We start from the raw sequence: 24,139 nt of genomic DNA on the forward strand, positions 1-24,139 counted from the left end.
GGTCACAATAACGCCATTTTCGAAACATTGTCGCGCCGCAAACAACCGCCATACAGTGACTCGTAGCTCAGATAGCTTCCCTCGGCGCCAATTATCACAGCCCCCACCCAGTGAACGGCGCCGAGGAACTTCTTCCCTGAAATTTCTGGACAATCCCCGATCAGTGAATAGCTTTCCCCTGTTCCAAGGAGAAAGAAACTATGCGGGATTTGCACAAACCAGGCCGGTCAGAAGTCTTTGCGACACAAGGGATGTGCGCAACCTCTCATCCGCTGGCGGCCAAAGTCGCAATCGACATTTTGGAACGGGGCGGCAACGCAATGGATGCTTCAATTGCCGGAGCGGTCCTTTTGGGAATTTGCGAACCGCAAATGACCGGACTGGGTGGCGATTGTTTTGTTCTGTTCAACCGCGCTGGAGAGAACCGGGTCCGCGCTCTGAACGGCTCGGGGCGGTCACCAGCCGGCTCGCAAGCACAGCCTTTGCGCGATCTTGGTCTGTCCTCTGTGCCACTGAACGGACCGGACTCCGTTACAATTCCGGGTGCCGTGGATGCGTTCTGCCATCTGGCAGAGGCCGAAGGCCGTTTGGGGTTGGAGGCAATCCTGTCCCCTGCAATTCACTACGCGGAAGCCGGCATTCCGGTTGCGCCCCGCGTTGCGTTTGACTGGAAGATTGGAGCTGCAACGCTGCAAGGTGCCGCGCGCGACCATTACCTGATCGATGGGCAAGCACCTGATGTCGGTCAAGTTTTTCGCGCACCTGGTCAGGCTGAAGTGTTGCGGCGCATCGCGCGCGAAGGACGCGATGCGTTTTATTCGGGCGCAATTGCCGAAGACATGATCGCTGCCGTGTCAGCGCAGGGCGGTGTGCATTCCGCCGACGACTTTCAAAACACGCAATTTACAGAAACGCAGCCCATGCGAGGGGCCTATAACGGGATCGAACTGGTTGAGCATCCGCCAAACGGCCAAGGCGCAACTGCAATTTTGTTGCTCAATATTCTGAAACATTTGGATCTGGCCAACATGGACCCCTTTGGCGCTGAACGGGTCCATATCGAGGCTGAGGCCACCAAGTTGGCCTATGACGCGCGCAACCGGTTCATCGCGGACCCGGACCATGTGTCCAAAGCCGAGCGTTTCCTTGACCCGGACTTAGCCGCAAAACTTGCCGCGCTTATTGATCCGAAACGCGCCATGCCTTCGGCGGCTCAACTGACCGAGGCTGTTCACAAGGACACCGTGTATATAACCGTCGTAGATCGCGACCAGATGGCGGTTTCGCTGATCTATTCGATTTTCCACAGCTTTGGGTCGGGGATCGCCTCGGAAAAATACGGCATATTGCTTCAGAACCGTGGCGCAGGCTTCACGCTGGAGCCGGGGCACCCGAACGAACTGAGCGGTGGCAAGCGTCCGATGCACACGATCATTCCAGGGATGCTGACCGAGAATGGCCGCATTATGATGCCATTTGGCGTGATGGGCGGAGCCTACCAGCCAACAGGCCACGCTAGATTTGTTTCAAACCTCAGGGATTTCGGACTTGAACTGCAAGAGAGCATCAACGCCCCCCGTGCGTTTTTCGACGGATCGGTTCTGAAACTGGAACGCGGCTACCCTGAAGGGGTTGCGAAACAATTATCGGAAATCGGACACACTATCGAAAGACCGGAAACGCCGCTTGGGGGTGCGCAGTCGATCCGAATCCGCGAAGATGGTATTTTGGAGGGGGCCAGCGACCCACGCAAGGACGGTTGCGCGATTGGCTACTGATAAACGCGCAATCACGCTCGCGTGGTTGGAGAACCTCAGTTCAGTTGGAAATGCAGGGGGTATGCTCCGTCTTCGAACGGACCGAACATATTGGGGATATCAGGGTGCTCGACCGGCTCTCCGGAATAGTCCGCAACCAGATTTTGTTCTGAAACATAAGCAACATAGAAGGATTGGTCGTTCTCAGCCAGCAGGTGGTAAAACGGCTGTTCTTTCCGCGGACGACTGTCTTCGGGAATGGCCTGATACCATTCCTCGGTGTTCGAAAATTCTGGATCCACGTCAAAAATCACCCCTCGAAAAGGGTGTTTTTTGTGACGAACCACCTGGCCTAAGCCGTATTTTGCACGTGTCTTTAGCATTGTTTCAGCCCCCAAAGCATTTACTACCCGTTTCTGGCCCTAAAAGCCAATCATTGATGTGAAACTCAGGGAAACAGTCTGTGAACCTAATATTGACAGTGTTCGAAATTGCGGCGCCGGTCTTTCTGTTGGCGGGGATCGGTTTTGTCTGGGTCAAACTTGGATTCGAGTATCGTCTTCAGTTTGTTACCCGCTTTGCAATGACCCTGGCTGTCCCCAGCCTGATCTTCGTTGCCTTGATGCAGACCGAGATTCCGGGAGGCGATCTGACGCGCTTCACCGCTGCCACGATCGTCGCAAACATTATTCTGGCATTTGTGTTTTGGGGCGTCGTTCGTGTTCTGAAACTCGAACAGCGTACGTATCTTTCACCGCTGATATTCGGGAATACCGGCAATCTGGGACTGCCGCTGTGTATTTTCGCGTTTGGCCAGGCCGGTCTAGGCTATGCCGTAATTTTTCTGTCGGTGACCGCTTTGTTTTCGTTTACTTACGGCATCTACCTTGTGGCGGGCAAAGGCGCCTTTGGTCAGGTCATCCGTCAGCCCATGGTTTGGGCAACGCTTTTGGGGGCCCTGTTTTTGTGGCAGGGCTGGGAAACTCCGCTTTTTTTGACCAACACTTTGGATTTGCTAGGGCAAATGGCTGTTCCGATGATGCTCGTGACCGTTGGAGTGGCTATCGCACGCCTGACCAGTCGCAGTTTGGGTCAGGCTGTATGGCTGTCGTTTCTCAAGCTGCTGGTATGTTTCATCCTCGGCTGGGGGGTCGCCGTTGTATTTGAGTTGGATGCAATTGCCTTCGGTGTGCTGGTTCTGCAGATGTGCACCCCTGTCGCGGTAACCTCTTATCTTCTGGCGGAACGCTTCGAAGCTGACGCGGATGCCGTCGCCGGGATGGTGATGGTGTCAACCGTACTTTCCGTTGCGGCACTGCCCGCTATCCTTGCTATCGTTCTGTAACGATTGTGATTTCAAAATCGCTCAATCTGCGCTAGAATGCCCAAAAAAAGGCATGAGGCACATGAGCAGAATTCTTATCGTACTCTTCGGGGTGCTGCTTCTGGCATCCTGTGGGGGCGGCTCCAAACAGCCGCCCAGCAAATTAAATGACGCGTGCAGCATTGCGCGCGAAAAACCCGACTATATCAGGGCTTTCAAGAACACGGAACGTAAATGGGGTGTTCCCGTACACGTTCAGATGGCCACGATCTATCAGGAAAGCCGCTATCGCCACGATGCGCGCACCCCACACAGATATGTGTTGGGTGTGATCCCGATGGGGCGTCAAAGCAGTGCCTATGGCTATGGTCAGGCGTTGGATGGCACTTGGGAACAGTACCAGCGTGAAACCGGAAAACGCCGCGCCAAGCGGGATCGGATTCGCGACGCGTCAGACTTTATCGGCTGGTATATGAACAAAAGCTACGAACGTAACGGCATTCACCCGGCCGATACGCGCAATCAATACCTGGCTTATCACGAAGGCCATACCGGTTTCGCACGCGGCAGTTACAACAGCAAATCCTGGCTGTTGAACGTTGCGAATGATGTAGACGCGCGTGCGCAGCTATATCAGGCGCAGTTGTCAAACTGCCGGTACTGACAAAGTTTGGCTCGGGTCAGCGATTGCCTGACCTGAGCCTTTTACTGTTCGAGAACAAACCCTGATCTAGGCGTCCGCCTTCAGTCAGAGCACCCAGAAGAACAGTTGTCTGTCCCCCCGCATTGTCGTGAATGACCCATTTGCGCAGTTCGACCGGGTCGTTTGTGAACATCAGCTCAATCCGTCCTGCTTCTGGGTTCTTTGGGTCTTGCGCCGTGACTACAGTGGCGGTGCCGTCAAAACTGTGCCCCACGACCATATTGGCCTGCCCCAAGTTCACATTCCGCGCCAGTACGATGGAAAGGGGTGTCCGCTTCAGCGGGTATTGCTCGGGCGGTTGGTTAGATTTCGGGTCAAAGATCTGTACGCTGCCGGAACGCGCAAGCACGACCGCACTGTTGGGTGGATCGTATTCGAACCGCATCTTGCCCGGGCGCTGCATCCACAGCTTACCGGTGCTCAGCGATCCATCGTCGTTCACTTGCGTGAAGGTCGTCTCAACCGTTTTCAATCCATTAAGGTAATTCGAAATCTGCGACAGCGGCAGCTTATCCGCCGCCCATGCGGCAGGTGCGGCGAGTGTCAAAGCAAGGGCAAAAGCAATCTGTTTCATGCCGTACAGATAGGCCTTCTGCCCTTGTTATTAAATATCTTACTGCTCAGGGACGAGGATTTCGCGTTTACCGACATGATTTGCCGCAGAAACAACGCCTTCGTCTTCCATCTGCTCAACGAGCCGGGCAGCCTTGTTGTAGCCAATGGCAAGTTTCCGCTGGATGTACGAGGTCGAGCATTTACGATCCTTGATCACAATCGCCACCGCCTGGTCGTACAGAGCATCCTCACCGTTCGTGTTGCCACCGGTGTTCAGGCCCAGAACGGCGTCGATGTTTTCTGCCTTTTCCTCGGCCGGGCCATCGACCACGCCGCTCATGTAATCGGGCGGGCCGAACTGCTTCAGGTGGTTGACGATTTCCTCGACCTCCTCGTCAGACACAAAAGGACCATGGCAGCGGGTGATCTTGGCGCCACCCGCCATATACAGCATATCGCCTTGCCCCAGCAGTTGTTCGGCACCCATCTCGCCCAAGATTGTGCGGCTATCAACTTTCGAGGTCACCTGGAACGAAATTCGCGTTGGGAAGTTCGCCTTGATCGTGCCGGTAATCACGTCAACCGACGGACGCTGCGTGGCCATGATAAGGTGAATGCCCGAGGCCCGTGCCATCTGCGCCAGACGCTGGATGCAGGCTTCGATTTCCTTGCCTGCGACCATCATCAGGTCGGCCATTTCGTCGACGATCACAACGATATAAGGCATCGCCTCGGGGGCGAATTCTTCGGTTTCAAAGGTCGGCTCGCCGGTCTCATCATCAAACCCGGTCTGCACCGTGCGGCTGAACATTTCGCCTTTGTCCAACGCGTCCTTCACGCGGCCATTGTAGCCCGCGATGTTGCGGACGCCCATTTTGGACATCTTGCGATAGCGGTCTTCCATCTCACCCACGACCCATTTCAAGGCCACGACCGCCTTTTTCGGGTCGGTGACGACGGGCGAGAGCAGATGCGGGATGCCATCATACACCGACAGTTCCAGCATCTTCGGGTCGATCATGATCAGGCGGCATTCATCCGGCGACAGCTTGTACAGCAGCGACAGGATCATGGTGTTGATCGCCACCGACTTACCCGAGCCGGTCGTACCTGCGATCAGCAGGTGAGGCATCTTGGCCAGGTTGGCCACAACGGATTCACCACCGATGTCCTTGCCCAGCGCCAGCGGCAGTGCGTGGTTGCCGTCGCCAAAGTCACGGCTGGCGAGGATTTCGCGCAAAACCACCATCTCGCGGTTTTCGTTGGGCAGTTCGATGCCGATGACCGAACGGCCCGGCAAGGTCGAAACCCGTGCCGACAGCGCCGACATGGAACGCGCAATGTCATCGGCCAGACCAATCACCCGGCTGGCTTTCAGACCCGGAGCCGGTTCCAATTCGTACATGGTGACCACAGGGCCGGGACGCACGCTGACGATTTCACCTTTAACGCCGTAGTCATCCAAAACGTTTTCCAGCATCCGCGCGTTTTCTTCCAACGCCTCATCACTCAGATGATGGCGTTGAATGCTGGCTGGGTTTGACAACAATCCCAGCGGGGGCAGTTCAAAATCCGAGTGCTTTTCTTCAAAAGACAACGCAGGTTGTGCCTCGGCCTGTGCGCGGCGCGACGGCGGCGGTGCGCGGCGCACCGGTTGCGCGACCACGGGTTTGCGCGGCTCCGCCACTGGGATCTTCATCGCAGGGCGCGACTGCGGCACGGGTTCCGCCATATCCTCAACAAGCGGTTCATCGTCCAGTTCGGGGTCCGGTGCATAATGGCCTTGCATCGCTTCGGGCGCATACTCGACCGGGGCCGGATCATGCCACTCGGGTGCGGCTCCTGCTGTCATCGGGGGTTCGGGCGGCAACCCGCTGGCGGTAACCGGTGGCTCGGCCGGCAATTCATCCGGCTGATGCGCATTCAGGATCAACGGGTCGGGCCGACGGCCTCGACCTTTGGTCAAAGGCAGGTTCGGGTCCGGCTCGGGCGTCATCTCGCCAGTGGCAACTTTGCGATTGCGCACAGCAGCCGAGATTTTTGAGCGGATGCGATCTTCGCCGGGCATTTCGTCAAAGCCCGCGATCGGTTCGGGATCGACCAACTCGGGCTCAGGCATCGGTTCCGGGCGGCGGATCAACGACGGCATACGCGCCAACAGGCCGGTTTTGGGCGCAGGTTCGGGCTCTTCTTCCAGTTCTTCAAAGACGGGATCGCCGAAGGCGATGTCATCATTCAAAACAGGTTCCACCCGCGCGGCGCGGTGCTCTTTCCATTGCGCCTGTCGATCCCGCGCAGCCTGCGCAGTCGCCGAGGCACCACGGCCCAGCAGATTCATCAGCAGGTCGTAGGCCATCACCAAACCCAAAAGGAACGCACGGAAGCCGCGTTTCACGTCGGCTTTGGTAAAGCCCAGAACAAAAATACCCAGCGCGATCATCCCGACCGCCATGGCCAGCGACATCAGCTTGACCAGAAAATGCGACGAGATCGGCAAAAGCGTCAGCAACGCGCCCATAACCGTGTCGCCGAACAGACCACCCAGACCATAGCTGTGCGTCGCGCGCCATTCGGCACCGGGAACAAGGGTCGCAGCGTAAACCGAGACAACGGCAATCCATATCGGGGCAAAAATCAACCGGGCGATGGCGCGGTCTTCACCGAAATGACCCGCAAAACGCATACCCCAGCCGATCAGAACAAGGGCAACACCCCAGCTTCCCCAGCCCACAATCATGAAAAGGGGCGCTGCGATCGATGCGCCTATACGCCCCATCCAGTTCTGCACCGGCGCGTCGGTCGACACCATCCAGTTCGGATCATCGGGCGTGTAGGACCAGATCATCGCCGCCGCAGCCAAACCCAGCAGGATCAGGGCGATGCCGATCAGTTCCTTGCTGCGCCGCTCCAAGGCGGCTTGCGTGGTGCTGTCCAACAATGGATCGCGATTGCGCGCGTTATATGATGCCATTTTGCCCTCGTACCTCACGAATAGATACAGTCGCGGAGTGTGATCAGACCACGCTGCAACTCTGTTTTTGGGGCTACCAATGCAACCCGGATAAAGCCTTTGCCCGGGTTATTCCCCGGATCACCTTGTGAAAGATATGCGCCCGGCAGGACCCGAACCCCGGTGTCCTTCCAGACCTTCAATGCGGTGTCTTCGCCATTGTCGACCGGCAGCCACAAGAAGAACCCAGCCTCAGGCGACATGTATCCCTGCACGCCCGCGAAGACTTCATCCGCGATTGCGTATTTTTCCTGATAGAGCGCGCGGTTCTCGCGGACGTGTTCTTCATCTGCCCACACCTTTGCCGCGGCAGCCTGCAAGGGCAGCGGCAAAGGCGACCCGGCGTAGGTGCGCAATTGCTTGACCTGTTTGATCGTCTCCGGCCCGCCCGCGATCAGCCCCGACCGTAACCCGGCCAGGTTCGAACGTTTGGAAAGCGAGTTGAACAGTGTGATCCGTTCAGGATCAGCGCCCAATTCTTGCGCGACGGTCAAAACGCCCGTCGGGGCCTTGTCCCGGTAAATCTCAGAATAGCATTCGTCGGCAAAAATGCGGAAATCGTATTGCTCGGCCAAACGGATCAGTTCGCCCCAGTAGTCACGCGAAGCAACAGCCCCCTGCGGATTGGCAGGCGAACAGATATAGGCCACAGCGGTGCGATTCAGCACCTCCGCGGGCAGGCCGGCATAATCTGGCAGATGACCCGTTGCGTCGGTGGCGGGTACAAAATAGGGCTGCGCCCCGACCGAAAGCGAAGCGACCATGTAGACCTGATAAAACGGATTCGGGCACAGGACGATCGGTTGCTGGCCGTTCTTCTGTTCCGGACACAGCGCCATAGCGGCGTTGTAAAGCCCCTCACGGGTGCCGTTCAGCGCCATCACATTGGCATCCGGGTCCATCTGAACGCCATAGCGGCGATGAATCCAATCCGTGATCGCACCACGCAGGTCTTCTGAACCTTCGTTTGGCGGATAGCCCTGAAACCCAGAGGCGTTTTCCATGATGACATCCGTCACCCAGGCCGGAAAATCATGTGTGGGTGCGCCAATCGTCATGTGAACGACGTCACCGCCCGGCTGGTGATGATCCAACAGGGCGCGCAGACGCGGGAATGCATAAGCCGGTAGGTTCGAAAACCGCTCGGGGAAATCCATAGTACTGCCTCAATATCGGGGTCATTTACGCCCCGTTTTTTTGGCAGATTACAGCCCGGGCCCCTCTTCGTCCAGACAAAGAGGTTCCGAATCAGGGGATTGTGGCATTCAGGCCAGTACCGCTTCTGCTGCTGAGCCCAGCCGCAAAAGGGCCTCTTCCGAGCCGGGATAACCCAACATCATCAACCCGCAACTGGGGGTTCCGGTGGGTAGGCTCAGCGCTGCAAGACCCATCAGATTGCCAATCCGCGTGTTGCGTAGGGCCAGTAGATTCTCGGTCACGTAGTAGTCGTGGTCGCTCATCAACCGTTCCAGATTAGGCGGCAGAATCGGGGCCGTGGGGGCCAGAACCGCATCAAAACCGGCGGTTGCTGCGTCCCATGCGGTGCGGCAAGCCTTGAGCTTGGACCAGGCGGCCACATAGTCGGGGCCAGAGAATCCCATGCCAATACGGAACCGTTCAAGAATCTCAGGATACATCGCTTCGGGATTGGCTTCGATCACATCGCGCCACAGCCCATAGGCCTCGGTCGTGTAAACGATGCTGGTCAGGGTCATGGCCTCGTTCAGCGCAGGCACCTCCAAAGGCACGATTTCAGCCCCCGCATCCGCAAGTTTTGCAAGGGCATCCTCATATGCCTTACCCGGTGTGTCACGCAGATCGTCCTTGGCGATGTTCTGCAAATCGGCAAAGCGCCGGCCTTTCAGCGACGCACCGCGCAGATCGGCTGGCGTTCCACCCTCAAGCAGAGCCAGCATATGCGCTGCGTCCGCGACTGACCGCGCCAGAGGCCCGACCGTATCAAACCGCAAGCAGAGCGGCACCACACCTTCCAGGCTCAGCCGCCCGACAGTGGTTTTCAATCCCACAAGGTCATTCCACGCCGCCGGAATACGCACCGACCCGCCCGTGTCCGATCCAATTCCACAAGCCGCCAAACCCCACGCAACCGAAGCCGCAGCCCCTGAAGACGACCCACCGGGGACAGCGGCTTCATCATGAACGCAAGGCGGCGTTTCGGTAATCGGGTTAAGACCCAGACCAGAGAATGCCAGCTCACTCATATGCGTTTTGCCTAGACAGACGGTGCCCATCTGAGTCGCATTGCGCAACACCAGCGCATCCGCATCCGGCACACGATCTTTTAGCAGCGCCGAACCCGCCTCGGTCACAGTGCCCGCTGTGTCGAATAGGTCTTTCCAACTGATCGGAACGCCGTCCAGCAAAGACCGACGCAGGCCCAGTTTGGCGCGTTGCTGGGCTGCTTCAGCCTCGGACCGGGCGCGGTCGTGGGTGACGCGGGCATAGATGCGGTCCCGATGCGGATGAGAGTCGATGGCTGACAGGTAGGTTTCCGTCAGCTCAACCGGGTCAATCTGACCCATCCCAATGCCACGGCCCAAATCACACGCGGTCATGGTCAACCAATCCTGCATCTCACCCCTCCTGATTTTTCGGCTTTGGGTGACGGTAGCGACAGGACTGCACATGGACAATCCCGAAAGGGCGCGCATATTGCAGGGCATGACACAGGCATCTGACATTCTGATTGTGGGCGGCGGGCTGAACGGCCCAGCCTTGGCGCTGGCACTGGCACAAACCGGGCACTCGGTCACGGTGATTGATGCGCTGGCGGAAAAGGTTCGCAAGAATGCGGCATTTGACGGTCGTGCCTATGCGCTGGCCCTGGCGTCGCAACGGCTGCTGGATGCGATCGGCGTATGGGATCGCGTTGCTGAACACGCTCAGCCAATGCTGGAAATCAAGGTCACAGATGGCCATGCCGGAACAGGGCCATCGCCGTTTTTCATGCATTTTGATCATGCCGAGATCGAAGAAGGCCCGATGGGGTATATGGTCGAAGACCGCCATCTGCGCCGCGCTTTTCTGGACGCAATGGCAGAGGCGCCGCGCATCTCCCAGATAAGCGGTAAGACAGTTGTATCCCAACAAGCCGACGCCACCGAAGTGACCTTAACGTTGGACGACGGCACAACCGTGGGCGGCGGCTTGCTGGTTGGGTGCGACGGCCGCCGCAGTGACACCGCGTCACGGGCGGGTATTAAACGCACCGGTTGGGATTATGGTCAGACCGCGCTGGTCTGTGCCATCGAACATGATCTGCCGCACAATGGCATTGCCCATCAGTTCTTCATGCCCCCCGGTCCGCTTGCGATTCTGCCGCTGACCGGAAACCGCAGCTCTATCGTCTGGAGTGAGCGTACCGAGGCTGCAGCACGGATCAACGCCATGTCTGAAGAAGATTATCTGCAAGTGCTACGCCCAAGGTTCGGCGATTTCCTGGGTGATATCCGTCTGGCAGGCGACCGTTTCACATACCCGCTGAACCTGACCATCGCCAATTCCTTTATCAGTGACCGCATGGCACTGGTCGGCGATGCCGCGCACGGGATGCACCCAATTGCAGGCCAAGGGCTAAATGCCGGCCTGCGCGACGTCGGCGCATTGGCCGAGGTTCTGACACTGGCCGGGCGGCGCGGCGAGGATATCGGCTCGGTCATAGTGTTGGAGCGCTATCAGGAATGGCGCCGCTTTGACACCGCCTCGCTTGCGATGGCGACGGATGTCTTCAACAAGCTGTTTTCCAACGATAACCCCCTGCTGCGCCTCGGGCGGGATATTGGAATGGGAATTGTCGGGTCATTGCCCGGATTGCGCCGTGGCTTCGTTCGTGAGGCCGCAGGATTGACCGGAGATCTGCCCAAGCTGTTGCAAGGGCGAGCTATCTAGTCGAGCTGCCGCGCCTCATCGATCAACATGACCGGGATCCCGTTGCGGATGGGAAAGGCCAACCCGGCAGCTTTGGACACCAGCTCTTGTTTTTCTGCGTCATAACGCAACGTTGTGTGTGTCTGCGGGCAGATCAGCGCTTCGAGCATACGGCGGTCGAAAGCGTGGTCAGTGTCAGTCATTGCAGTTTTTCCTCGTTTGATCCGCCGCGCATGGCGAATTCAATCAGCGTCACCAGCGTCTCGCGCCGGGTGCGCAGGCAGGGGGCCTCCAAAAGAGCTTGTTTTTCTTCGGGATCGAAATCCAAAAGCATAGACAATGAGTTCACAAGCAACTCATCTTCAGCGTCTTTCATTGACTCCCAATCGGTCGACAATTGCCGGGACAAAAAGAAACGTTCCAGAAGGGTCAGGAATTTCGGGCGATTGAACCCGTCGTCTTTCTCGGCCTTACCAAGATCGCGATCAAATCCATCCCACGAGACAGCACACCGGCGATAGGGTGTGAACGCGTCCAACTCTGACACAATTCGGAAGCGGGACACTCCGGTCAGCGTGATCAGATACCGGCCGTCTTCTGTTTCGGAAAACTGCGTCACCCGCCCCGCACAGCCAATACGGTGCAGCTTGTTCTCGTCGCTGACCGATGGGTTCGGCTGAACCATCGCGATCAGCCTTTCCTTGGTTTTCAGCGCATCGTCCAGCATCTGTAGATAGCGCGGCTCGAAGATGTGCAGAGGCAAAGGCGACCGGGGCAATAGCAGTGCCCCGGGCAATGGAAAAACGGATACCGTATCCGGCAAGTCGGCGGGATGAATCATGTACCCAATTCTAGCTCTGATCGGGGATTAGGCAAATATCATCGAGCTGAGTTTGCGGCGACCGTTCAGAACAATCGGATCATTGGGCTTGAGTGCATCAAAGATAGTAAAAAGCTGGGTTTTGGCCGCGCCGTCATTCCATTCGCGATCCCGGCGGAACAGCTCCAACAGTTGCGCCACAGCCTCTTCCACATCGCCGTTCGCATGCAGGGCCTGGGCCAGATCGAACCGGGCTTGGTGGTTGCCAGGATCAGCCTCAACAGCAGCCGTCAACTCGGCGACGGGGCCTGCATCCGCGGCCTGTTTGGCCAGCGCAAGTTGTGCATGTGCAGCCTCCAGCTCGGCGGATGTCGAAATCTCAGCTGGGGCGCCATTCAGAATCGCCTCGGCCTGTTCCAGATCGCCGGTTGCGATATGTGCCCGCACCAAACCGCCATAGGCTGCTGCGTGGTTCGGGTCTTCACCCAGAATGGCCGCAAAAGTTTGCGCCGCGTCCGCAGCCGCGCCTTCGGTCAGCATTTCCTCGGCGGCTTGCACTGCATCATCCAACTGGCCGCCCGGGCTTTCACCGCCAGCCGCTTCGATCACACGGTCGACAAACTCCTTGATCTCGGACCCTGGCAGCGCGCCCTGAAACCCATCGACCGGTTGGCCCTTGAAAAAGGCATAGACGGTTGGGATAGACTGAATCCGCATTTGCGAGGCGATCATCTGCGCCTCATCCACGTTGATCTTGACCATCTTCACCGCGCCTTTCGCGGCGGTAACAGCCTCTTCCAGCATCGGGCCCAACGTTTTGCACGGACCACACCAAGGTGCCCAGAAGTCAACAATTACTGGCGTTTCCTGCGAAGCTTCGACCACGTCGGCCATGAAAGTGGCCTCGCTCCCGTCTTTGATCAGATCGGTGGCGGGGGAATCTGCGCCGTTCAGAAGGTCCATGGCAATCACTCTTTCGTTCGAACTTGCGCCCTATATGCAATCGCTTGCCGCAGAAACCAAGGGCAGAGTTACATCTCAGACGTCAAAGGTCGCAAAGACCGGAGCATGATCGCTGGGCTTTTCCCACCCGCGCGCGTCCCGCAGGATGCGGCTGGAATGGCCCGCGTTGGAAATATCCGGCGTGGCCCAGACATGATCCAGCCGCCGCCCTTTATCGGCTGCGTCCCAATCGCGCGCCCGATAAGACCACCAGCTGTACAGCTGACCCTCAGGAATATCCTGCCGCGTAATGTCGACCCAACCACCTGCGTCCTGTGTTTCGGCCAGGTGCTCAACCTCGATCGGTGTGTGCGAGACAACCTTGAGCAGTTGTTTATGCGACCAGACATCGTCTTCACGCGGGGCGATGTTCAGATCGCCGACCAGTATGGATTTCTCGGGCTTCTCCGCATGGAACCAGTCGCGCATTTCGGTGAGGTAGTCGAGCTTCTGGCCGAATTTCTCATTCACCTCCCGATCCGGCACGTCACCACCTGCCGGGACATAGAAGTTGTGGATGGTGACACCATTCTCCAACCGCCCGGCAATATGGCGGGCGTGGCCAAGACCGGCGAAGTCCTTGTCGCCCACCTCTTCCATCGGCAGGCGCGACAGGATCGCGACGCCGTTATAGCCCTTCTGACCGCGTGCAACCATGTGGGTATAGCCCAGCTCGGCAAACCCTTCGGTCGGGATCTTTTCGACAGGTGATTTACACTCCTGCAGGCACAAAACATCCGGCGCTTCTTCCTGCAACAATTTCAATACGATAGGCTCGCGAAGGCGGACCGAGTTGATGTTCCAGGTGGCAAGGGTGAAGGGCATGGGGGATTCCTTTGTCGCGGTTGGACGGAGGTTAGCGTGGTGTGGGATGGGGTGCCATGGGAAAAGGCCCCAAAAAGCCAGGTCAATGAGCGACCGCTATGCGGACGAAGCCGCCGTTCAATCAAAGGTCGGGTTTATGAAGTCCGGAAGCGATGCGCGCGCGCTCGTAAAGACGTGAAAGAAGTGCTCCTAAAAGGTTGACCCAGGTCATCGGAACTAGAACGACAAGGCCATGACCCTTCGTGAAACCTGGATTGCGTCGCTTAAAGAACTGCACGTCTGATGGATCAAGCTGTTCATTGAGACGTTTTTCTTGCGGTGTTTCGATAGTGACCCAGCCGACGTCGCGCACAAACGGGTCTTCTGGACGAACTGCCGGATCAGAGAAACTTTCTATGAGCTGGCGCGCGATTTCCTGAATATCAGCGGGCTGTTTAATGTCCGGGTGCGGGAAAATTCGCCGAAAATACTTGCAGAACAGGTGATAGCTCGACGTGTGAACGAGCGTGCCGAGATAGTACACCGGGGTGAATGGATGGCTGAGCTTTTCAGTTAAAGCACGTACGATCCCGAAGCCGTAGGTTGCGCCGCGCCCGCGAAACCCAGGTTCCAACCCAGCCTCTGCCCGCAGTACTATGGCGCCGCGCCCATGCACTTGGCGTCGATAACGGTGAACTGCACAATAACCAATAACACGTTGGTCTGCCGCGCAGTAAAGCTGGATGGATGTTGTTTCTGCCGGTGGTTCTATCACGTGCTGATGAAACTCTTCGGCGGAAACACCCGCAAAGATCTTTTGATGTACTGAATACAGTTTGTGCGACAGTGTTCGCCGCTCACTGGCCGACAGTTGTGTCGGCACAACAATCCTGCTTCGGACAATCTTAGATACTTTTCCGGTATGGCGTTCCATTTCCATTGCGATCGATTGTAACGTGAGGGTTTGGAGATGTCTCTGCTGGGCTCAAAGCAGCCATCTTGCCAACCACCCCACAAAAAAAGCCGGGCCATTCGGCCCGGCAGTCCAACAGGGAGGTGCATGTCATGACCCGGACATGCGCGGGTTGGGAGTAACCTAATTATGACTTCACAGTATCACTTTGATCCACATCAATCCATAACGAGTTAAGACACCAGCCGATATCCACCGGATTCTGTGACCAAAAGGCGCGCATTGGACGGATCGGGCTCGATTTTCTGACGTAGGCGGTAGATGTGGGTTTCCAGCGTGTGGGTCGTCACACCGGCGTTATAACCCCAGACCTCGTGCAGCAGCACGTCCCGCGCCACGACGCCGTCGGTCGAGCGGTACAGGAACTTGAGAATGTTCGTTTCCTTCTCGGTCAGGCGAATTTTACGGTCATCTTCGGTGATCAACATCTTCATCGCCGGTTTGAAGGTATAGGGGCCAAGCACAAAGACGGCATCTTCTGACTGCTCATGCTGGCGCAGCTGGGCACGGATACGGGCCAGAAGAACCGGGAATTTGAAAGGTTTGGAGACATAGTCGTTCGCACCTGCATCTAGCCCAAGGATGGTATCGGCGTCGCTGTCGTGACCGGTCAGCATCAGGATGGGACTTTTGACGCCTTGTTTGCGCATCAGGCGGCACAGCTCGCGCCCGTCGGTATCAGGCAGGCCGACATCCAGAATGACCAGGTCATAAATCGCCTCACGCGCACGTTCCATCGCCGAGGTCCCGTCAGAGGCTTCGAACACATCGAAATCCTCGGTCATTACAAGTTGCTCGCTGAGCGCCTCGCGCAGATCCTCATCATCGTCCACCAACAGGATTTTCTTGAGCTGAGCCATTTCCCGGTCCTCCAAACGCTTTTCCATCACTTGCGTGTGGAATATGATTTCAACAAGCTTTACTGCAATCGTCTCACGCCTTCGTGTCAGAGTTTGCAGAAATGTTTCACATTTCCTTTCGTAAGAGATAGGAAAAGGGCTGAACGTTGTAGGGTAACCTAGATGAGCCTCACCCCCGATATTTCTGAATTGCTGGCCCGCGCACGGGCTGATCTGCGTATGGGTGTTCCCGTGGCCCTTACCGATGACAGTGGCTACAGCGTACTTGCTGTTTCTGCGGAAACGCTCAGCCCGCAGCGTCTGGCCGATCTGAAGGCATTAGGAACGCCGGTTGTGGCCATAACCGGACGGCGGGCCGAGACGCTAAAGGCACGCGCCTATGACGGAGATCTCGCGCGGGTTTTGGTTCCCGCAGATGCGGATATTACCTGGGTTCAGGCGGTGGCAGATCCTTCGGACGACTTGAACGCGCCGATGAAGGGCCCGTTGATGACCGAGCGGCAGGGCAATGCCAATCTGCACCGTATCGCAATCGCGCTGGCAAAATCCGCGCGAATCCTGCCGGCAGCTGTGGTTGTTTCCATCGAAGACGGGCGTTCCTTTGCTGCCACGCACGGCCTGACATGCATCGATCACACGCGCGCGGCACCACATCTGGCAGATCGTAGCGCATTGCACGAAGTGGTTGCCGCCCGATTGCCGATGGAAGTGTCAGAGGCCGGTCGCCTGCACGTTTTCCGGCCAGAAGATGGTGGCGAAGAACACTATGCCGTCGAAATTGGCCGCCCGGATCGGGACAAGCCGGTATTGGCCCGTTTGCACTCGGCCTGCTTTACAGGCGACCTGATGGGCAGTCTGAAATGCGACTGCGGGCCGCAGTTGCGCGGAGCATTGGCACAGATGGGATCTGAAGGCGCTGGTGTCTTGCTGTATCTCAATCAGGAAGGTCGCGGCATCGGATTGGCCAACAAGATGCGGGCCTATTTCCTGCAGGATCAGGGGTTTGACACGGTCGAAGCAAACCACAGGCTGGGTTTTGAAGATGATGAACGCGATTTCCGGCTGGGCTCGGACATTTTGAAATCACTGGGCTTCAACTCGGTCAGGTTGTTGACCAACAACCCGGCCAAGATCGCAATGATGGAGCGGACAGGGATTGCCGTGACCGAACGCGTGCCCCTGAAAGTGGGTGAAACAGCGCATAACCGGGGCTATCTGGCGACAAAGGCTGCGAAGTCGGGGCATCTGCTTTGACCCCCAGTGACCTTGTGCTGACACCGCGCGGTATTCGGTTTCTGGGCAGAACCTTCCCTTGTTCCATTGGAAAAGGCGGTTTGAGCAAATCAAAGCGAGAAGGTGATGGTGCGACACCCACTGGGGCGCATCGGATTATCGGAATGCTTTACCGCGCAGACCGGATTGCACGACCGAATTACTGGGCGCGACCGATTGGCCCGCAGGATTTATGGTCGGATGACGTATCTGACAGCAACTACAACCACATGGTTGCTGCGCCATACGCCTTTAGTCACGAAAAACTTCGTCGATCCGACCCGCTTTATGATCTGGTTCTTTTGACAGACTGGAACTGGCCCAACGCCGTCCCCGGCGATGGATCAGCAATCTTCTTACACCAATGGCGCAGGCCGGGCTATCCAACCGAAGGATGCCTGGCTTTTCGTCGGGACCATTTGCACTGGATCGCGGGGCGCATTGCCTTGGGAACCCGCCTGATTATTCCTGAGGTTTAACGCGTTCGCCAAAAATGGCCGAGCCAACGCGGATATGGGTTGCACCCAAAGCGATAGCTTGCTCGAAATCGCCACTCATCCCCATCGACAATCCCTCTAGCCCATTGCGCGCGGCGATTTTGGCTAAAAGAGCGAAATGCAGCGTAGGCTCTTCGTCTACGGGAGGGATACACATTAATCCACGTACCGGCAGATCCAAGGCCGTGCAGTCGGCGATAAACCCGTCAGCATCCGCGGGAAGTATACCGGCCTTTTGTTCCTCCTCACCTGTGTTGACCTGAATGAACAGATCCGGGCATGACCCCATCTCTTGCGCCAATCGCGCCAGCGTCTTGGCCAGTTTAGGGCGATCTAAAGAGTGGATCGCGTTGCACAGCTCCATCGCCTGCCGAGCTTTGTTGGTCTGCAACGGGCCAATGAGGTGCAGATCGACCCCATCGAACTGTTCTTTGAAGGCCGGCCATTTCCCGGCGGCTTCCTGCACCCGATTTTCGCCGAAACACCTGTGCCCCTGCTCCAGGACCGCCTGTACACGTTCATTCGGCTGAACTTTCGACACGGCGATGAGTTTAACCGAGCCTGTCGGACGCCCCGACCTGTCCTCGGCTTTGGCGATACGAACGGTGATATCTTGCAGCGACATGGGATCCTCAATCTGTCTTTGGCGCAGAAAAACACCAAGTCGGCACAAAAGAAAAGGGCGAGTCCGAAGACCCGCCCTTAAACCTTACGGTTCAGATCAGCTTAGAAGTTGAACTGAGCACCGAAGTCAGCAACGATGGTCGAGTCTGCGCAGATGTCGCAGTCGTTCATACCGATACCACCGCGCAGCGATGCACCGCCACCCAGGTCGTAGATCGCACCGATTGCGACCTGCTGAGTGTCGAGGTCGGCGTTGCCGTCACCGTAGGTGAACAGCAGGGTGGTTGCAGCGCCCAGGTTGTAGGCTGCCGACAGACCCCATGCGGTGCCGTCAGTTGCTGCGATTCGGGTTTTGTCGTCTGCAACGAACAGAGTACCCGAGAAGTCACCCCATTCACCACCCAGAGTCAGAACGGTCAGGCTCGGTTTGCTAAGACCGGGAGCTACGTCGGTCTGACCGTAAGCCACAGCGGCGGTGATGTTGTTGAACGTGTAGGTCGCGCTGACATCCCAACGGTCAGCATTGGAAGGAACACCGTTGAGAGCAACGGTCGCCTGGTCGTACGACGCGCCAAAGGCGAAGTCACCAACCGCGTACTGGAAGAACACGGCGTTCGCACCCGAACCGGTCGACGAGTAACCCAGGAAGCTGTAGTTAACACCCGAATACTGGCCTGCGAACAGTTCCAAACCAACTTCGTTGCCATAGTAGTTTGCCAAGTTGTCGAATGCACCTGCAACGTTGCCCGCGTCAACACGCAGACCGCCGTAGATGACGGAGAAGCGCGCGCCGTTCAGGCCGGCCGAGTTTGCTTCACCGTTGCCGCTGTCTTCGTCAGCTTGCAGACGAACACGACCTTCGAAGCGAACGCCACCGTCGGTTTCAACGATGCCGTCGATGTTCAGACGGAAACGCGAAACCAGGATTGCGTCGTCAGTGTCAACAATTGCAGTGCCGACAGTGGTTTGACCGGGATTGACGTTAATTACACCGCCCGAAATTGTGGTTGTGGTCACATTTGTGTTCACGTTCGGAACGGAACCGATACGATCTTCAACGTACCCAATACCAAAACGGCCGTAACCGCTGAAGTTAACTTCAGCTGCTGCAACGCCTGCGGTCGCGATCAGCGCCGTCGATGCGAAGAGAACTTTTTTCATCTTGTTTCCCTCGGTTTCAAAAAGAGTTATCTACTCGACACATGCCTCGGCATATGTCTCAGCACGGACACCGTTTCGCTCTTTTTGCCCCCTTTGCGCAAGCTTGGCATAAGCGCTGCGGCGTCATTGGGGTCAGATTGGTGCAAGGATGCCACAGTCCGCTCCCCCCCAATACCGGCCACCCGCCAGGAATTCATAAGAATAGGGTTGTTGCAGAGGGGGTCCTTGGCTAGGAGTATCCCCTGAATACCGTAGAACAAGTGAAACAGGACCGGTTTACAATGCGCCTGCCGACGATTTTGGGATTGATCATGCTGACCGCCGCTGTTTCGGCATGTGGACAGAATCAAAGCGCCTCGACGACCTATACGCCCAACCTCGCCGGCGGCAATTCAGATGAGCGCGAGTTGAACGATCCTAACCGTTCGACAATTTGGGACATTTTCGACCGCAGCACAGCCGAGCAGGTGACCAATGTGAATCGCTACCTTTGGGCGGCTTCACTTGATGTGCTGAGTTTCCTGCCCGTGCAAGAAGTCGATCCGTTTACCGGTGTCATTGTAACGGGTTACGGCACACCGCCGGGTGGAGGGCGTTCATACCGGGCTACTGTTCACATCAGTGACCCAGCACTGGCTGCCAGGTCGTTGTCCGTTGCTCTGCAAGCCAACGGCGGGGCACCTGTAAGCGCTGCAACGACCCGCGCTGTAGAGGACGCTATTCTGTCTCGTGCGCGTCAGCTTCGCATTGCGGACAACAAGTTCTAGCAACCCGCCGAAAATCACACTAATACCACGCCGGGTTCCTACCCGGCGTTTTCATTCACGAAGGACCGCACAATGTCGCGCTATTCGGCCAACGAAATCGAAGCAAAATGGCAAGAGGCCTGGGACAAGGCCGGAATCTTCACCGCCAACCACAAGGCGGACAAGCCAAAGTATTATGTGCTTGAGATGTTCCCTTACCCGTCCGGCCGAATCCATATGGGACACGTGCGCAACTATACGATGGGTGACGTGATTGCGCGTCACAAGCTGGCGACAGGGCATAACGTACTGCACCCGATGGGATGGGACGCCTTCGGGATGCCTGCCGAAAACGCCGCGATGGCTATTGGTGGCCATCCGAAAGATTGGACTTATGGCAACATCGCCGACATGCGCGGGCAGATGAAGCCTTTGGGTCTGTCGATTGACTGGTCACGCGAATTCGCCACCTGTGATCCTGAATACTACGGCCAGCAGCAGGCTCTGTTCCTGGACATGCTCGAAGCCGGGCTGGTTTACCGCAAGAACGCGGTGGTGAACTGGGATCCGGTGGACATGACCGTTCTGGCGAACGAGCAGGTGGAAAACGGGCGCGGATGGCGTTCGGGCGCTTTGGTCGAGCGCCGCGAACTGACGCAATGGTTCTTCAAGATTTCCGACTATTCCGAAGAACTTCTGGACGCGTTGGACACGCTGGACAATTGGCCCGCCAAGGTGCGGCTGATGCAGGAAAACTGGATCGGCAAGTCGCGCGGCCTGCAATTTGGGTTCGAACGCACCGATGGTGGCGACCCAATCACGGTTTACACGACTCGCCCCGACACGCTGCTGGGCGCGTCCTTTGTTGGTATCTCGCCGGATCACCCGATTGCCAAGCAGCTCGAGGCCGAAAACCCCGAAGTTGCTGAATTTGTTGCCGAATGTCGCAAAGGCGGCACTACGGAAGAGGCCATCGAGACCGCCGAAAAGCTGGGCTATGACACCGGTATTCGCGTCAAGCACCCGTTGGACCCGAACTGGGAACTGCCGGTTTGGATCGCGAACTTCATCCTGATGGATTACGGCACGGGCGCGATCTTTGCCTGCCCGGCGCATGACCAGCGCGACCTTGATTTCTGCCGCAAATACGACCTGCCGGTGATCGATACTTTCTTTGCCCTGGACGATGACACGCCAGTCCAAAAAATCGCCTTTGTCCCGCCAAAAACCGAGAAAGTTCGCTGGGTGAACCATTTCGCGGGCCTAACCGAGGCAACCGGCGACGAAGCCATCAATGCCACCGTCGATTTCGCCGAAAAGGCCGGTTGGGGCGAAGGCGTGACCAAATACCGCCTGCGTGACTGGGGCCTGAGCCGCCAGCGCTATTGGGGCTGCCCGATTCCTGTTGTGCACTGCGACAGCTGCGGTGTGGTGCCCGAGAAAAAAGAAAACCTGCCGGTCCGCCTGCCCGACGATGTCACTTTCGACAAACCGGGCAACCCGTTGGACCGCCACCCGACGTGGCGGGATTGCGCCTGCCCGAAATGTGGGGCTCCGGCCAAGCGTGAAACCGATACGATGGACACGTTTGTCGATTCGTCGTGGTATTTCGCCCGTTTCACCGCGCCCCGTTCTGAGACGCCAACCGATCTGGCCGAGGCCGAATACTGGATGAATGTCGACCAGTATATCGGCGGCATCGAACATGCGATTCTGCACCTGCTGTATTCCCGCTTCTTTGCCCGGGCAATGCAGATCACCGGCCACCTGCCGAAAAAAGCCATCGAGCCCTTCGATGCGCTGTTCACGCAAGGCATGGTGACGCATGAGATTTACCAGACCCGCGACGCCAATGGCCGCCCGGTCTATCACCTGCCCGAGGACGTTACCGACGGCAAACTGGCAGATGGCACTGAGGTCGAGATCATCCCCTCGGCCAAGATGTCGAAATCCAAGAAAAACGTGGTGGACCCGGTTAGCATCATCTCGGCCTTCGGAGCCGACACCGCGCGCTGGTTCGTACTGTCCGATTCGCCGCCCGAGCGGGACGTGGAATGGACTGCTTCGGGTGCAGAGGCTGCCTTTAAACACCTGAGCCGCGTACATCGCATCACCTCTGAAATCGTCGAGTCGGACGTTCCGGCCAATGGCGAAGACGAAACCCTGCTGCGCGAGATGCACAAGGCGATCCACGATGTCTCGGGCGGCGTCGAATCCTTTGGCTTCAACGCCTCGATTGCCAAACTGTATGCTTTCACCAACACGCTAGCCAAATCCAAGGCAGGCTCTGGGGCCAAACGCGAAGCCGCCAAAACGCTGGCACAGCTGATGTCGCCGATGACACCGCACCTGTCTGAAGAGCTTTGGAACATGTTGGGTGGTGAAGGTCTGGTTGCCACCGCAGCCTGGCCCGTCGCTGATGAGGCGATGCTGGTTGATGACACCGTTACCCTTCCCATCCAGATCAACGGCAAGCGTCGCGCGGAAATCAGCGTCTCCAAGGATCTGGCCAAGGACGAGGTTGAAAAAATCGCGCTCAGCACCGAAGCTGTGCAAAGGGCGCTGGATGGCAACGCGCCCAAGAAAGTGATCGTAGTTCCAGGTCGGATCGTGAATGTCGTTGTTTAACCGCAGAACCCTTTTGCTGATGCCGCTGGCCGCCTGTTTCCTTGGCGCGGCCTGTGGCTTCCAACCGGTCTACGCACCTGGGGGAACGGGTTCGCAACTCTACGGCAAGGTTGCTGTGTCCGAGCCGAACAATGTCGACAGCTATCTTCTGGTCCAGAATCTGGAACAGCAACTGGGCCGCAGCGCTGATGCGGTCAGCAAGTACAAATTGGACGTGCGGGTCACAACCGTGACGCGTAGGGCTGCGATTACCACGACGAATGAAACGCAACGGTACACGATTGACGGGCGGGCCCAGTATACGCTGCGGTCCAATGCAACCGGACAGATCGTAGCTTCGGGTACTGCGACCGACTTTGTGGCCTATTCCGCCGCGGGTTCGACCGTTTCCACCCTGGCTGATGAGCGCGACGCCAAAGACCGCCTGATGGTGATTCTATCGAGCCAGATCGTGAACCGATTGAATTCAAAACCGGATCTGGCCACATGAAGCTGAGCCCGCGCGAGGCTGATGGATATTTCTCCAAGCCGGACGCGGACAAGACCGGGTTGCTGATCTATGGCGCGGATGCGATGCGGGTCGCGCTCAAGCGTCAGCAGGTTCTGACAGCTTTGCTTGGCCCCGGTGCCGAAGAGGAAATGCGCCTGACACGCCTGCCCGGCAGCGATCTGCGCGGTGATCCCGCGTTGTTGCTGGATGCCATCAAGGCCGTTGGGTTCTTTCCCGGCCCCCGCGCGGTATTTGTCGAAGAGGCCACCGAAACCGCAGCACCTTCGATTCTGGCCGCGCTTGAAGATTGGGCCCCCGGAGACTCCCAGATCGTCGTTACGGCCGGGCAACTGAAACCCAGTTCGAAAATTCGCAAAGCGTTCGAAGCACACCCCGCAGCCTATGCGGTAGGCATCTATGACGACCCGCCATCCCGCGCCGAGGTGGAACGGATTCTGACCAAGTCAGGCCTGAAGAACATACCCCGCGATGTCATGTCTGCCATCAGCGAGCTGGCAGTCAGCCTCAGCCCCGGCGATTTCGCCCAAACCGTTGAGAAACTGTCGCTTTACAAGCGTGGGGACAGTTCAGAACTGACCATCGAAGACGTCGAAGCATGCGCCCCACGCTCGACCGAAGCCGCATTGGACGATGTTCTTAATGTGGTAGCCGAAGGCCGCGCGGGCGAGATCGGACCATTGATCCGGCGCTTGCAGGCGCAAGGGACTAATGGTGTGACATTGTGCATTGGGGCGACCCGGCATTTTCGAACGCTTTATGCCTGCGCCTCGGATCCGGGCGGCGCGGCACAGGGTATCGGCAAGCTGCGCCCGCCGGTTTATGGCAAGCGGCGGGACCGTATTCTGCGACAGGCGCAGGGATGGGGCGCACCGAAGCTGGAAACTGCGCTGACGGTTCTGACCGACACGGATTTATCGCTTAGGTCTGCAGGTCAAACGGCACCCGCTATGGCCTTGGTGGAACGCGCCATGATCCGCCTTGCGATGCTGGCGCGATCACGTTGA

The 24,139-nt window shown here is 57.6% G+C and carries 23 protein-coding genes; 10 read left to right on the forward strand and 13 right to left on the reverse strand.

Translation table 11 applies throughout. The features are described 5' to 3' along the window. Positions 1 to 200 precede the first annotated feature (200 nt). Entirely contained in the window at positions 201 to 1,778 is a 1,578-nt protein-coding gene (locus GS632_RS00455) for a gamma-glutamyltransferase family protein (protein ID WP_171721955.1), read from the forward strand. A gap of 35 nt (positions 1,779 to 1,813) precedes the next feature. On the opposite strand, the gene hspQ is transcribed toward GS632_RS00455, so the two are convergent. After that, positions 1,814 to 2,140, reverse strand: coding sequence for a heat shock protein HspQ (gene hspQ / locus GS632_RS00460; RefSeq protein WP_171180231.1), 327 nt, complete (start codon positions 2,138 to 2,140; stop codon positions 1,814 to 1,816). Between the two features lie 80 nt (positions 2,141 to 2,220). On the opposite strand from hspQ, the gene GS632_RS00465 reads away from it, so the two are divergent. Both GS632_RS00465 and GS632_RS00470 read left to right on the forward strand, forming a co-directional pair. Continuing rightward, a complete protein-coding gene (locus GS632_RS00465) occupies positions 2,221 to 3,102 on the forward strand; it encodes an AEC family transporter (protein WP_171180233.1) in 882 nt (293 codons plus the stop codon). A gap of 61 nt (positions 3,103 to 3,163) precedes the next feature. Beyond that, positions 3,164 to 3,745: a lytic transglycosylase gene (locus tag GS632_RS00470; protein WP_171180236.1), complete on the forward strand. Its 582-nt coding sequence runs from the start codon at positions 3,164 to 3,166 to the stop codon at positions 3,743 to 3,745. A 16-nt stretch (positions 3,746 to 3,761) separates the two neighbouring features. On the opposite strand, the gene GS632_RS00475 is transcribed toward GS632_RS00470, so the two are convergent. The 4 genes from GS632_RS00475 to GS632_RS00490 all read right to left on the reverse strand — a co-directional run bounded on the left by GS632_RS00475 (position 3,762) and on the right by GS632_RS00490 (position 9,943). Continuing rightward, positions 3,762 to 4,358, reverse strand: a complete 597-nt coding sequence (locus GS632_RS00475; RefSeq protein ID WP_171721956.1) for an outer membrane lipoprotein carrier protein LolA — start codon at positions 4,356 to 4,358, stop codon at positions 3,762 to 3,764. A 39-nt stretch (positions 4,359 to 4,397) separates the two neighbouring features. Further along, a complete protein-coding gene (locus GS632_RS00480; protein ID WP_171721957.1) occupies positions 4,398 to 7,310 on the reverse strand; it encodes a DNA translocase FtsK in 2,913 nt (970 codons plus the stop codon). A 14-nt stretch (positions 7,311 to 7,324) separates the two neighbouring features. Continuing rightward, entirely contained in the window at positions 7,325 to 8,506 is a 1,182-nt protein-coding gene (locus GS632_RS00485; RefSeq protein ID WP_171180248.1) for an aminotransferase class I/II-fold pyridoxal phosphate-dependent enzyme, read from the reverse strand. A gap of 108 nt (positions 8,507 to 8,614) precedes the next feature. Beyond that, entirely contained in the window at positions 8,615 to 9,943 is a 1,329-nt protein-coding gene (locus tag GS632_RS00490) for an amidase (RefSeq protein WP_171620059.1), read from the reverse strand. Between the two features lie 52 nt (positions 9,944 to 9,995). On the opposite strand from GS632_RS00490, the gene GS632_RS00495 reads away from it, so the two are divergent. Further along, the gene (locus GS632_RS00495) at positions 9,996 to 11,258 is read left to right on the forward strand and encodes an FAD-dependent monooxygenase (protein WP_245222917.1); all 1,263 of its coding nucleotides are present in this window, start codon (positions 9,996 to 9,998) and stop codon (positions 11,256 to 11,258) included. Here the strand turns inward: GS632_RS00495 and GS632_RS00500 are convergent. The 6 genes from GS632_RS00500 to GS632_RS00525 form a co-directional block, all read right to left on the reverse strand. Beyond that, positions 11,255 to 11,440 carry a Trm112 family protein gene (locus GS632_RS00500; RefSeq protein WP_171180252.1) on the reverse strand — a complete coding sequence of 62 codons (186 nt, stop codon included), beginning with the start codon at positions 11,438 to 11,440 and terminating at the stop codon, positions 11,255 to 11,257. The two genes, GS632_RS00495 and GS632_RS00500, sit on opposite strands and share 4 nt — an antisense overlap. Beyond that, complete coding sequence (locus tag GS632_RS00505) at positions 11,437 to 12,078, reverse strand: LON peptidase substrate-binding domain-containing protein (RefSeq protein ID WP_171180262.1); 642 nt, start codon at positions 12,076 to 12,078, stop codon at positions 11,437 to 11,439. The genes GS632_RS00500 and GS632_RS00505 overlap by 4 nt, the downstream gene beginning before the upstream one ends. 27 nt (positions 12,079 to 12,105) lie before the next feature. After that, positions 12,106 to 13,020 (reverse strand): thioredoxin, encoded by a 915-nt coding sequence (trxA, locus tag GS632_RS00510; protein WP_171721958.1) that lies wholly within the window; start codon positions 13,018 to 13,020, stop codon positions 12,106 to 12,108. Between the two features lie 75 nt (positions 13,021 to 13,095). Then, positions 13,096 to 13,884, reverse strand: coding sequence for an exodeoxyribonuclease III (locus GS632_RS00515; RefSeq protein WP_171180266.1), 789 nt, complete (start codon positions 13,882 to 13,884; stop codon positions 13,096 to 13,098). A 121-nt stretch (positions 13,885 to 14,005) separates the two neighbouring features. Further along, entirely contained in the window at positions 14,006 to 14,746 is a 741-nt protein-coding gene (locus tag GS632_RS00520; RefSeq protein ID WP_371810046.1) for a hypothetical protein, read from the reverse strand. A gap of 263 nt (positions 14,747 to 15,009) precedes the next feature. Further along, complete coding sequence (locus tag GS632_RS00525; protein ID WP_171096035.1) at positions 15,010 to 15,696, reverse strand: response regulator transcription factor; 687 nt, start codon at positions 15,694 to 15,696, stop codon at positions 15,010 to 15,012. A gap of 162 nt (positions 15,697 to 15,858) precedes the next feature. Between GS632_RS00525 and ribA the strand changes: the two genes are divergently transcribed. Then, complete coding sequence (gene ribA, locus GS632_RS00530) at positions 15,859 to 16,950, forward strand: GTP cyclohydrolase II (RefSeq protein ID WP_171721960.1); 1,092 nt, start codon at positions 15,859 to 15,861, stop codon at positions 16,948 to 16,950. Further along, positions 16,947 to 17,447, forward strand: a complete 501-nt coding sequence (locus GS632_RS00535; RefSeq protein WP_171721961.1) for a L,D-transpeptidase — start codon at positions 16,947 to 16,949, stop codon at positions 17,445 to 17,447. Before ribA ends, GS632_RS00535 begins: the two co-directional genes overlap by 4 nt. On the opposite strand, the gene GS632_RS00540 is transcribed toward GS632_RS00535, so the two are convergent. Together GS632_RS00540 and GS632_RS00545 are read right to left on the reverse strand one after the other, a co-directional pair. Continuing rightward, the gene (locus tag GS632_RS00540; RefSeq protein ID WP_171238684.1) at positions 17,431 to 18,090 is read right to left on the reverse strand and encodes a YggS family pyridoxal phosphate-dependent enzyme; all 660 of its coding nucleotides are present in this window, start codon (positions 18,088 to 18,090) and stop codon (positions 17,431 to 17,433) included. The two genes, GS632_RS00535 and GS632_RS00540, sit on opposite strands and share 17 nt — an antisense overlap. A gap of 101 nt (positions 18,091 to 18,191) precedes the next feature. Further along, entirely contained in the window at positions 18,192 to 19,250 is a 1,059-nt protein-coding gene (locus GS632_RS00545) for a porin (RefSeq protein ID WP_171238685.1), read from the reverse strand. 281 nt (positions 19,251 to 19,531) lie between these two features. Here GS632_RS00545 and GS632_RS00550 point away from each other — a divergent pair, with 281 nt between their 5' ends. From GS632_RS00550 to holA, 4 genes are all read left to right on the forward strand, one after another. Beyond that, on the forward strand, positions 19,532 to 20,017 hold the full coding sequence (locus tag GS632_RS00550; protein ID WP_171180282.1) for a DUF3576 domain-containing protein: 486 nt from the start codon (positions 19,532 to 19,534) through the stop codon (positions 20,015 to 20,017). Between the two features lie 72 nt (positions 20,018 to 20,089). Beyond that, a complete protein-coding gene (leuS, locus tag GS632_RS00555; RefSeq protein WP_171721962.1) occupies positions 20,090 to 22,624 on the forward strand; it encodes a leucine--tRNA ligase in 2,535 nt (844 codons plus the stop codon). Further along, positions 22,611 to 23,114: an LPS assembly lipoprotein LptE gene (gene lptE / locus GS632_RS00560; protein ID WP_171180286.1), complete on the forward strand. Its 504-nt coding sequence runs from the start codon at positions 22,611 to 22,613 to the stop codon at positions 23,112 to 23,114. Before leuS ends, lptE begins: the two co-directional genes overlap by 14 nt. Beyond that, positions 23,111 to 24,139, forward strand: coding sequence for a DNA polymerase III subunit delta (gene holA / locus GS632_RS00565; protein ID WP_171620071.1), 1,029 nt, complete (start codon positions 23,111 to 23,113; stop codon positions 24,137 to 24,139). The genes lptE and holA overlap by 4 nt, the downstream gene beginning before the upstream one ends.

The organism is Ruegeria sp. HKCCD7296 (assembly GCF_013110775.1).
Taxonomy (GTDB): Bacteria; Pseudomonadota; Alphaproteobacteria; order Rhodobacterales; family Rhodobacteraceae; genus Ruegeria.